The 9,782-nt window shown below is 29.4% G+C and carries 19 protein-coding genes; 13 read left to right on the forward strand and 6 right to left on the reverse strand.

Features of this window, described 5'->3' with window-relative positions; genetic code table 11:
- Window position 1 precedes the first annotated feature (1 nt).
- From ACIQ32_RS12110 to ACIQ32_RS12140, 7 genes are all read left to right on the forward strand, one after another.
- Window positions 2-412 (forward strand): N-acetylmuramoyl-L-alanine amidase, encoded by a 411-nt coding sequence (locus tag ACIQ32_RS12110; protein ID WP_396195936.1) that lies wholly within the window; start codon window positions 2-4, stop codon window positions 410-412.
- A gap of 122 nt (window positions 413-534) precedes the next feature.
- On the forward strand, window positions 535-1,731 hold the full coding sequence (locus ACIQ32_RS12115) for a hypothetical protein (protein WP_396195937.1): 1,197 nt from the start codon (window positions 535-537) through the stop codon (window positions 1,729-1,731).
- A gap of 2 nt (window positions 1,732-1,733) precedes the next feature.
- Window positions 1,734-1,892, forward strand: coding sequence for a hypothetical protein (locus ACIQ32_RS12120; RefSeq protein ID WP_396195938.1), 159 nt, complete (start codon window positions 1,734-1,736; stop codon window positions 1,890-1,892).
- A 125-nt stretch (window positions 1,893-2,017) separates the two neighbouring features.
- On the forward strand, window positions 2,018-2,182 hold the full coding sequence (locus ACIQ32_RS12125; RefSeq protein WP_396195939.1) for a hypothetical protein: 165 nt from the start codon (window positions 2,018-2,020) through the stop codon (window positions 2,180-2,182).
- Complete coding sequence (locus ACIQ32_RS12130) at window positions 2,175-2,381, forward strand: hypothetical protein (RefSeq protein ID WP_396195940.1); 207 nt, start codon at window positions 2,175-2,177, stop codon at window positions 2,379-2,381. Before ACIQ32_RS12125 ends, ACIQ32_RS12130 begins: the two co-directional genes overlap by 8 nt.
- Complete coding sequence (locus ACIQ32_RS12135; RefSeq protein WP_396195941.1) at window positions 2,365-2,601, forward strand: hypothetical protein; 237 nt, start codon at window positions 2,365-2,367, stop codon at window positions 2,599-2,601. The genes ACIQ32_RS12130 and ACIQ32_RS12135 overlap by 17 nt, the downstream gene beginning before the upstream one ends.
- The gene (locus tag ACIQ32_RS12140) at window positions 2,585-3,211 is read left to right on the forward strand and encodes a hypothetical protein (protein ID WP_396195942.1); all 627 of its coding nucleotides are present in this window, start codon (window positions 2,585-2,587) and stop codon (window positions 3,209-3,211) included. Before ACIQ32_RS12135 ends, ACIQ32_RS12140 begins: the two co-directional genes overlap by 17 nt.
- Here ACIQ32_RS12140 and ACIQ32_RS12145 read toward each other — a convergent pair.
- From ACIQ32_RS12145 to ACIQ32_RS12170, 6 genes are all read right to left on the reverse strand, one after another.
- Window positions 3,208-3,399: a hypothetical protein gene (locus ACIQ32_RS12145; protein ID WP_396195943.1), complete on the reverse strand. Its 192-nt coding sequence runs from the start codon at window positions 3,397-3,399 to the stop codon at window positions 3,208-3,210. The two genes, ACIQ32_RS12140 and ACIQ32_RS12145, sit on opposite strands and share 4 nt — an antisense overlap.
- A gap of 35 nt (window positions 3,400-3,434) precedes the next feature.
- On the reverse strand, window positions 3,435-3,755 hold the full coding sequence (locus tag ACIQ32_RS12150) for a hypothetical protein (protein ID WP_396195944.1): 321 nt from the start codon (window positions 3,753-3,755) through the stop codon (window positions 3,435-3,437).
- A 151-nt stretch (window positions 3,756-3,906) separates the two neighbouring features.
- The gene (locus tag ACIQ32_RS12155; RefSeq protein WP_396195945.1) at window positions 3,907-4,266 is read right to left on the reverse strand and encodes a hypothetical protein; all 360 of its coding nucleotides are present in this window, start codon (window positions 4,264-4,266) and stop codon (window positions 3,907-3,909) included.
- A 479-nt stretch (window positions 4,267-4,745) separates the two neighbouring features.
- Window positions 4,746-5,708, reverse strand: a complete 963-nt coding sequence (locus ACIQ32_RS12160; RefSeq protein WP_396195946.1) for a DNA cytosine methyltransferase — start codon at window positions 5,706-5,708, stop codon at window positions 4,746-4,748.
- Between the two features lie 106 nt (window positions 5,709-5,814).
- A complete protein-coding gene (locus ACIQ32_RS12165) occupies window positions 5,815-6,075 on the reverse strand; it encodes a hypothetical protein (protein ID WP_396195947.1) in 261 nt (86 codons plus the stop codon).
- A gap of 98 nt (window positions 6,076-6,173) precedes the next feature.
- Window positions 6,174-7,502 (reverse strand): class I tRNA ligase family protein, encoded by a 1,329-nt coding sequence (locus ACIQ32_RS12170; protein ID WP_396195948.1) that lies wholly within the window; start codon window positions 7,500-7,502, stop codon window positions 6,174-6,176.
- A 303-nt stretch (window positions 7,503-7,805) separates the two neighbouring features.
- On the opposite strand from ACIQ32_RS12170, the gene ACIQ32_RS12175 reads away from it, so the two are divergent.
- From ACIQ32_RS12175 to ACIQ32_RS12200, 6 genes are read left to right on the forward strand one after another with little or no spacing between them, the layout of a single operon-like run.
- The gene (locus tag ACIQ32_RS12175; RefSeq protein WP_396195949.1) at window positions 7,806-8,405 is read left to right on the forward strand and encodes a pentapeptide repeat-containing protein; all 600 of its coding nucleotides are present in this window, start codon (window positions 7,806-7,808) and stop codon (window positions 8,403-8,405) included.
- Window positions 8,406-8,412: 7 nt separating this feature from the next.
- Complete coding sequence (locus ACIQ32_RS12180) at window positions 8,413-8,631, forward strand: hypothetical protein (protein WP_396195950.1); 219 nt, start codon at window positions 8,413-8,415, stop codon at window positions 8,629-8,631.
- A complete protein-coding gene (locus tag ACIQ32_RS12185; protein WP_396195951.1) occupies window positions 8,621-8,794 on the forward strand; it encodes a hypothetical protein in 174 nt (57 codons plus the stop codon). Before ACIQ32_RS12180 ends, ACIQ32_RS12185 begins: the two co-directional genes overlap by 11 nt.
- Complete coding sequence (locus ACIQ32_RS12190) at window positions 8,791-9,024, forward strand: hypothetical protein (RefSeq protein ID WP_396195952.1); 234 nt, start codon at window positions 8,791-8,793, stop codon at window positions 9,022-9,024. Before ACIQ32_RS12185 ends, ACIQ32_RS12190 begins: the two co-directional genes overlap by 4 nt.
- 2 nt (window positions 9,025-9,026) lie before the next feature.
- Window positions 9,027-9,242, forward strand: a complete 216-nt coding sequence (locus ACIQ32_RS12195) for a hypothetical protein (RefSeq protein WP_396195953.1) — start codon at window positions 9,027-9,029, stop codon at window positions 9,240-9,242.
- 3 nt (window positions 9,243-9,245) lie between these two features.
- Window positions 9,246-9,560 carry a hypothetical protein gene (locus ACIQ32_RS12200; protein WP_396195954.1) on the forward strand — a complete coding sequence of 105 codons (315 nt, stop codon included), beginning with the start codon at window positions 9,246-9,248 and terminating at the stop codon, window positions 9,558-9,560.
- Window positions 9,561-9,782: the final 222 nt, after the last annotated feature.

Consider the following 9,782-nt stretch of genomic DNA (forward strand, 5'->3'; position numbering starts at 1 on the left):
TATGCGTGAAATAAAATACATAGTTATACATTGTACAGCTACACAACCAAATGCAACTAAACAATCAATTTTAAATTATTGGAAAGATGTATTAAAATGGAAATCTGTAGGTTATCATAGGTTAATTGATGCAAATGGAATTATACACGAATTAGCAAATTACGAACAAATTACAAACGGTGTTAAAGGATATAATTCTAATTCAATACATTTTAGTTATATTGGAGGCATAGACGAAAAAGGAAAGCCAAAAGATACTAGAACACCAAAACAAAAAGAAAGTTTATTATATCTAATAAAACAAGCTAAAAAAAAATCCCCTAATGCAATAGTACAAGGACACAAAGATTTTAAAGGAGTATTAAAAGCTTGTCCAAGTTTTGATGCCAAAACAGAATATAAAAAAATTTAAACAAAAAAAACCCTTACAAATATTGCAAGGGTTTTTTCTTAACTATTAACTCTAAACTTAATTATGAAGTAGCAAATATAAAAAAAATTATTATATTTGACAAACTTTTAAACAAAATAATTATGGGAATTTCAAAATGGAAAAATTACGATACACAATTAACCGATTTATTGCAAGATAATCGAAACTCTACCGATACTGAAATTGCAAGGAAACTATTAAACACAAATGATAGTAATTCATTTAATAAAGATTTAGATTTACTTCGCACTTATGTTAAAAGAAATAGAAAGCGTTTATTAGACACACACGAGGGCGTATTTGATGCGACAGATGAATTAGACGTACCAAATACTTCAGTTAAGCATTTGTGGTTTAAAACAAAGAAAAGTAGTATTTTTGTTAAAAATCCTAACTTTGTAGACCCTGAAAAAGAAGTAGAAAAAGAAATTGATTTTACTAACATTTTTAAAGATTTAATAACTCCAATTAAATTACCTAAAATAAAACGTAAATTAGATTTATCAATATTTGATAGATTAGTTTATACCGATGTACATATTGGAATGGAAGTAAACCAAAACGGATATAGTTTATATGATGGTGCCTGGAATGAAGCAGAAGTAGATAAGCGTTTAGCAACTATGGTTTCGCAAACTTTAATTAATCAACAATCCGATACTTTGCACATACATGAATTAGGCGATTTTATGGATGGTTACGATGCAGTTACTACACGTGGAGGGCATAGTTTACCGCAAAATATGGATAATCAAAAAGCATTTGATGTAGGATTAAGTTTTAAAATACGTTTAATAGATGCTTTAATTCCTTACTATAATAATATAGAATGTATTAATATTTGTAATGACAACCACGCTGGAAGTTTTGGATATATCGTTAATAGTGCATTTAAAGCGTATATAGAGCTTAAATACGAAAATGTTAAGGTAGTCAATCAAAGAAAATTTATCGACCATTATATCGTAGAAAACAGATGTTTTATTTTAACTCATGGTAAAGATGATAAAAATATGAAGTTTGGCTTTAAACCACATTTAGACGCAGTACAAATTGAAAAAATTAAAAACTATATTGACGAATATAAGCTACATAATTACAAAATTGAATTTAGCAAAGGTGATAGCCACCAATTACTATTAGATTTTACTTCTTCAAGTGCTTTTGAATATCAAAACTTTGGGGCTTTTTCTCCACCAAGTGATTGGGTTAAAACTAATTTCAAAAATACAAATAGCAGTTTTGTTATTTATAATTATTACAAAAACCAAAAAAGTATTAACCCTATAATTTTTTAAATATGAAAACAAAAGAAAAAATACAATCAGAATTAGTTGAGTTACATTTTGAACTTGAACAATTACAAAAAGATATTTTTAATGGTTATTCAAATAGCATTATTGAGGTACAAGAAATTAAAATAAAAATAAATACCCTTGAATGGGTTTTAAATAATTAAAATTATGAATGTAAAAAAATATTCAAACTTACAAAGAATACAAAGAGTATTAAATTACTATTATAAAATGGGTTGCAACAAAGAATCAGTAAACAAAGTATATCATAAAATTTTAAAATTGAAATATGAAAATAGAAATTAAAAAATACGGAACTACTTACACAGTAGAAACTCAAACCGATGATTTTGAAGTGGTAGAAATGTTTGATATTTTTACAGGTTTATTAATTCAGTTAGGTTACAAACAAGAAAGTATTAACGATGCAATAAAAGAGTTAGCAGATGAGTGATATAGCTAAATGCAAGGACAATAAATGTCCATCAAGATTAATGTGTTATAGATTTACAGCACCAGCTTCAGAATTTTGGCAATCTTATTGTAATTTTAACAGAGAAGAAGACGCTAATAATTGCAATATGTTTTGGGGAAACAAATACGAAAATATACTTAATCAATTAAAAGATATTGTAAATGGAAAAGAAGATTAAAATAACTTTTGAGGAATGGGATTACACTTGCGGGGACGGTTGCTGTACTACATTTGGCACAAAATTACTTTTAAACGATAAAGAATTAGAACACCCCAACCCTGAAATATTTGATAATGGATATGTTGGAGATGATGTTCAAACAGCATTACACGCAATTTTAAAAGAATTAGGTTACAACGTTGAATTTGAAAATAAATACTATGGAAAAGAAGATTAATTTAGTAGATATATTCCAATGGTTTGGGTGGATATTATTATTAGGAGTGCTATTTTTTCGTGGTTGCAATCCAGAGCCAAAAATTGCAGAAAAGATAAAAATACAAACCAAAGAAATCAAAGGAAAAGCAATAATCAAAACCAATGTTGTACACGTGCCAATAACAAAAAAAGTAAGTGATACAGCTGGAGTAGGTTTTTACGTTTCTCAAATAGATAAATTATTTGAAGAAAATAATCGTATGCAAATGGAATTTTTAAAAATGGATAGTTTGCAACAAATAGAAGCGTATAACAAAGCAATAGAAATAAACGCTTTTAAAGAACGATTTCAAGATAACAATATTGATGCTTATGTAAGCGGAGAAGTTGTGGGAAAAATAAAACAAATGCGTTTTGATTATGTTATTAAAGCACAAAATATAGAAGTAGATTTGCCAAAAGTAAAAAATAAATACTTTGTAGTTTTTGGAGTAAGCAATAATAGTCAATTTAACGCACCATTATTTAATGCTTCAATTGGTATTCAAAATAAAAAATCCAATATTTTAAGTATTGGATTTGATAATGAAAAGCGTATAGGTTTGAATTACTTTGTTAAATTATTTTAAAAAGGACAGATATTTTTTTCTTTTGGCTTAATAATTTCTATTTTTTCTCTTTGTAGCTTTTCGGATATAGCTTGTCTAATAAATTCAGCTACATTTATATTAAAACTTGCTAATTTATTAAGCGTATTATCTTGAACTTCTGAAAATTTAATAGTTCGAGGTTTATTATATTTTATAGGGCGTGGCATAGATAAGTATTACTTTTATAGCGTTTAGCCAATAGTTAGGTGCAATGCTGCGACACCCACCAATTGACAGCTTTAATAACGGCTTCAAGTTTTGTTTTTCCGACAAATTCTTCATCACCAAGTTGAACACAATTATCAAAAATATCCAACTCGTTTTCATCACCACCAAAACTTTCAATCTTTATGACAACAGGCATTATTTCATTCCAATTATCATAAAATGGTAATCCTTCGTAATCTTGCATTTCAGCATTATTGTAGTAATAATAATGATTGCCTGTGTGTTCATTAAAGCCTTTAATTGGGTTTAATCCCATAAATTTGGCTATTTTTAAAATTTCTTCTGTGTATTCCATATTTCAAAATTTGTGAAAAGCACTGCACCTAACAAGGTATTGCCAAAAGCAGGGCATTCTCGGTTAATTAATCGTTTGTACTTCTATTGGGCATTTGTGCAAGGTTGAAACTTTTGTCTTTCAAATCCCTGCCTTCGGCAATACCCAACCGTTATAAAACATTTTTTGAAACCATGTCGTAAAGTTGAAGTTTATATTTTTCTATTTCAGAAACTTTTAAATTTTCTATTTCTAATCCATTTTTTTCTGTGTATTCAAAATCTTCTAAAAATAAATCAATTGTTTCTTTTTTAAAATCTTTTACTTCTCCAATCCAAAATTGAATATCTGCGTGTTTAGGTTTATTATTATTTCGTGCGTATAATTCTAAATGAAATCCTAATAACCATTTGTTTTTTATTTTTACATAACCAATATCAAATGATGACTTTCTTGTTATTTTAGACACAAATTTCTCTGCTATTTGAAAAATATTATGTATTTCATTTATTTGTTTTTCATTTAATTTCATTGATAAAACGTTTTATAACATCGGTTTTGCTCTATTGCGGTTTAGTGCTTAACTCTATGTTCGGTTTGTATTTGTTAATTTTGTTTTTAAATCTAAACTTTTGTCTTTCAAATCCCTGCCTTCGGCAATACCCAACCGTTATGCTCCATTTTGCTTTCCCTCCCACCACTTCGTAAGAAAGTGAGTAAGTGAATGAACGCATTGTTTTACATAAACCCTTTTCCATTTAGTAATTCCGCTATCTAAATCAACACGCCTTAATAGTTCAAAGGTTTTAATTCCTGCTCGGAAATCTTCTACAAACATTACGTGTTCCCATTTTGTCCAGTTTCTTTTTTTAAACATTGTTTCTATTTTTTAAGTTAATAATTTCGTTAATCCTGCCCACGCAAAACGAGAGCATAACAGCACATACACGCTATTTCCCTCCCTCATTCCAACGCTCACAGCGTGTATCTGCAAAACGTTACCAGCAAGCACTACGGACGTTCTTCGATTAAGCATTTCGGTTCAGTTTTAAATAATTTTTTTTCCTCCCCTTTTAAAAAAGAAAAGATATGTTCAACTATTCCAACAGTCCATCCATCCCCAATCAAATTGCCCGCTTGTGCCTTGTTTAAATTTCTTGTATATCCTTCGGGTATATTATGCAGCCTTTCAAGTTCCGTTTGTGTGCAATATCTTACTCCTTTACTTTCATCCATTGTTTCATCCGTATAAATAATGGTAGTCATTCCAGTAGTAGCGTATCTATGCAACATATACCTTTGGTTTGCGTCTCGGCCACAACTTGTATTTAAACAAGTGTGTTTCTTTTTATCAGAATATCCGTATTCCAAAACATCATTTAACATTATCTTTTTATCTCTCGGTTGTGGTATTGCACACTTTCTGTTTCCAAATAAATCAAAAGTTTCAGGCCCGATATTAGTCCAAAATAATCTATCTCTCAATGCACCACTTACTCTACTTCCGCAAAGTCTTACAGGTTCAGTTCCTAATAATTCAGATATTGTATTATAACCTAAATCATCCATTATCACATTTTCAAGCAAATAGTAATCGGGTTTAGTTTCTTCCAGTAATCTTATGTATTCATAAAATAACATTGATTTCATTCCTTTCAATCCATCCCTTACACTATTTGCCCTGCTAAAATCTTGACACGGGCTACCTCCAATCAATAAATGAATTTTTGGTAAATCTTGGCCTTTCACTTTTGTAACATCTCCAATCTGAATAGTATCAGGGAAATTATCCATTGTGCATTGTATGGCGTGTTTCTTTATTTCGGCTGCATAATATCGTGTAGGTTTCAATCCTACATTATTAAGGGCAATTTGTCCGCAGCTCATACCATCGAATAATGATAATACGTTAAATTCTTCGGCAAAGCCGTTTTTGCCATCCCTCAAAAAATTATTTAAAACTGTTTCGTTCATCTAATTAGCTTTTGTTGTTAATAATCCGTGCCAGCTGGTAACAACGTGTATAAGCAAGCGGCAGAAAAAGCCGCCAGCCCATACACGCAACCGTTACCAGCAAGCACTAATCCTCGTCTTTCAAATCAACACTTCGACAAGGAAAACCCCTTGTCCATCTACTTGCTTTCATTCCTTCCCTTTTCACAAGTAATTCAACAGTCGGGTGTATTGCCTTCATTGTTTTCATATTCATTACTTGTGCGCTTCCCCATCGCCAATCAAGTACATCATACTCTTGCATTGGGGTTTCCTTTTGTCCAAACAATCCACCTCCAAGTGTTTGTTTTGTGCCTATTAGGTCTTTAAATTCTTTTGGTGCTTCCATTTTTATTTATCTTTTAAAATTAAGTTTCTACTAAATTACCCGTGCCAGCTTATAACAGCACATTGGCGGCATTAAAACGACCGCCAATCTGCAAACCGTTACAAGACAGTTTCAGAAACCTCTCGTAAATCAGAAAGTTTAGTTCTGACATTTGGCATATAAATCTCTAAAAGTGAAATCAATTCATTTTTGCAATCGTCTGACAAACTTTTGTTTTTGTTTTGGTTCAACAAAATCATAAATGAACTTACTACTTTATTAAATTTGAAACTTTCAGTATAGTCAAAAATTTGTTTCTTGAATGTAGCAAAATCAATAGTTTCATTTCCGCTTTTATTCAACCAATTTGCCATTTTTTTAATAAATCTTTGAACTCCAATTATATTTTTATCTGACCAACTTCCACCATCAAAATAATGACCGATAAACATCAAATAAAAACGAATTTCATCACTATCATAGTTATCTAAATTTATAATATTACCTTTTGATTTACTCATTTTTTCGCCATTATTCAAAATCATTCCCTGATGAATTACTTTTTTAAATGGTTCTTCAAAATCAATTACTCCAATATCAAACAAAAACATTGTTATAAATCGTGCATAAATTAAGTGCATACAAGCGTGTTCACTTCCGCCTACGTACAAATCAACTTGTTTTGGTTTTATTCCTTTGATTAAACAGTAAGTAATGAAATAAAAACTACTGTCTACAAACGTATCTAAAGTATCAGTTTCATTGTCTAACGGAATTGGACAACCCCAATTTCTTTGACGAGAAACACACCAATCGTGCAAATTTTCCAACCATTCACGTTGTTGTTTTTTAGTGCTTTCAGGATAATCTATTTTATCTAAATTATCAATCAATCTTTGTTTGTACCAAGTTGTTTTAAAATACCATTGGTTTAAATTTTTCTTTGATATTTCAGTTTCACAACGCTCACATTTATTATTTTTAACTTGCTCACGAGCCAATGTAGTTTCACAACTATTGCAATAATCTACTTCGCTATCTTTTTTATAAGCTAAACCATTTTCTAATAATTTGGTAAATAGCCATTGTGTTTTTTCTTGATACTCTTTATCAGAAGTAATCAATAATTCCTCATAATTAGTATTCATTGACTGCATTTGTTTTCTGAAATTATTTATATTTTCATAAGTAATTTCTTTTGCATCACGACCTACTTTTTTAGCGTAGTTTTCAGCAGGTAAACCAAAAGCATCATAACCAAATGGTTGAAACACTTGGTTTCCGATAAACTTTTTGTATCTGCAATAACTATCCATAATTGCATAATTGTAGTAATGTCCGCAATGCAAACCGCTTCCACTTGGATAAGGAAACATTACAGTTATGTACAAAAAACCGTCTTGTAACACGGGTTTGGCAAAATTGCCGTTTAGTGCTTCGTTTGACATTTTATCTTAATTTTAAAATTCGTAATTATATTGAAGTTTTGTGTTCAGCCACTTCGCCAAGCCCGAAAACGTTATATAATATAACAATGCAAATGTACAAATATTATTTTTAATAAAAAAATATTTAACTAAAATAATTTATTTTATTTTTATTTTATCAATATTTTCAATGTCTTACGTAATTGTAAGACATTTTTTTGCATGAATTTTAAAAATAATTAGTAAAAAATTTTTTTATTAAAATTAAACGTTTTATATTTGTACCATAATAACAAACAAATAACAATTTAAAAAAAAAATATTATGAAAACAAAAATTGAAATTAAAAGTATTTTTGGTAATGTATTATTTACCTATGAATCAGAAAATGCAACTATTAAAGATGCAGTAGAAAAAGCGGTAAAAGAAAAGGTTTCTTTACTTTCAGCCGACTTGCGTTCAGCCGACTTGGAATCAGCCAACTTGTATTCAGCCGACTTGCGTTCAGCCGACTTGGAATCAGCCAACTTGTATTCAGCCGACTTGCGTTCAGCCAACTTGCGTTCAGCCGACTTGCGTTCAGCCGACTTGCGTTCAGCCAACTTGTATTCAGCCGACTTGCGTTCAGCCGACTTGCGTTCAGCCGACTTGCGTTCAGCCAACTTGGAATCAGCCAACTTGTATTCAGCCGACTTGCGTTCAGCCAAAAATAAAGATAAAGCATATTTACCTATTTTTTGTAAATGGAATCACTCAATTATTGGCAATAAAATAAAAATAGGTTGCAAAGAAAAAACTATTGAGGAATGGGATGTTTTTTTTGAAAGCGATGAAATTTATAAAACTCAACGTAATACAGAAGATTTTAAACAAATACAAGCAGTATATGAAGCGTATAAGGCTTATTTAACTTTTTTTAAATAAATAGACTATGAAAAATTTATTTGAAAGATTATCAGAAAAAAACAAAAAGAAATTAAAAGATTTCAAATTACAATACTCTGCATTAGGTAGTAATTTAATTTCAACGCTTGAGCAAGAAATGGCTTGGGTTAATTTAAAAATATATGATGCGGGAATAATATTACAAGAAACAAGCGAAAAAGAGTTAAGTGTTAATAATTTAAATGATTTATTTAATGGCAACTAAATTAGAAGAATTAAGAGCAGAAATGCACGAGCTTTATTGTAGCGAATTAGTAGACGCTGAAGTAATGGCACAAACCGAATTAGGTTTAGCATTTATTAAAATTGAAAACTATATCAGCGAGTTAGAAAAAACTATTGAAAACCTTAAAAAACAGATAAAATGACACCAAAAGAAAAAGCAATTGAGTTAGTTGAAAATTATGCAGAAACTATTAAGCCAATAGAGTTTGGAGTAATATTAGAAAGAGATTGGAAAACAGCAAAACAATGTGCATTAATAGCAGTTGATGAGATAATTGAAGTTATAAATAAATATTCAATTCATTCAGATTGCCCTGAAGATGCAGATTTAGAATATTGGCAAGAAGTAAAACAAGAAATTTTAAAATTATAAATATGGCAAATGCAATAGAACAATTATTAAGACAAACAGATTTAACCGCATATAGGTTAAGTAAGTACACAGGAGTAAGCCCACAAGCATTACACTACCAAAAGAAAAAGGAATACAATTTAAAGGAAGCTGTAAACCTTGCTACAATTTTAAAAGAAAAAGGGTTAATTAAAAAAGATTTAATTTTAACAGAAAATGAAATAATAACTAAAATTTAAATTATGAAAAACAGATTAACAAATTATTGGAATATTTTAACAGGGATTAAAAACCAAAACGAAAATTTACAAGATTTAAAAATTATATTATTCAGAGATAAAACCACCGCTGAAAGTATTAATTTATTTATGGAGTTAAAAAGGGATTTTGAAGAGGAATTATCTAAACGTAAATTAGAGGCAATAAACGAAAATATTAACATTAATGATTATTTTAGCAGTAGAGATTCTTTGCTTTACACAACGATAAAAGACGGCAATTCTTTGGTGTATGACAACGGTAAAAGATGCAGTTTTTCAAGAACCAATACAAAATAATTAGTAAAAAGTTTTTTTATTAAAAAAAGTATTTATATATTTGCAATATAATAACAAACAAATAATTTTTTATGATACATTATATAGGCTCAGAATGGAATACAAAATTTATAATTTCAAAAACTTTATGTGGTATTGATTGGAATAAAGTAAACGATTCAACTTCAAATAAAGAATACGTAACATGTAAAGTTTGTTTAAATAAATTAAACAAAAAAATAG

This window comes from Flavobacterium sp. (assembly GCF_044373165.1).
Taxonomy (GTDB): domain Bacteria; phylum Bacteroidota; class Bacteroidia; order Flavobacteriales; family Flavobacteriaceae; genus Flavobacterium.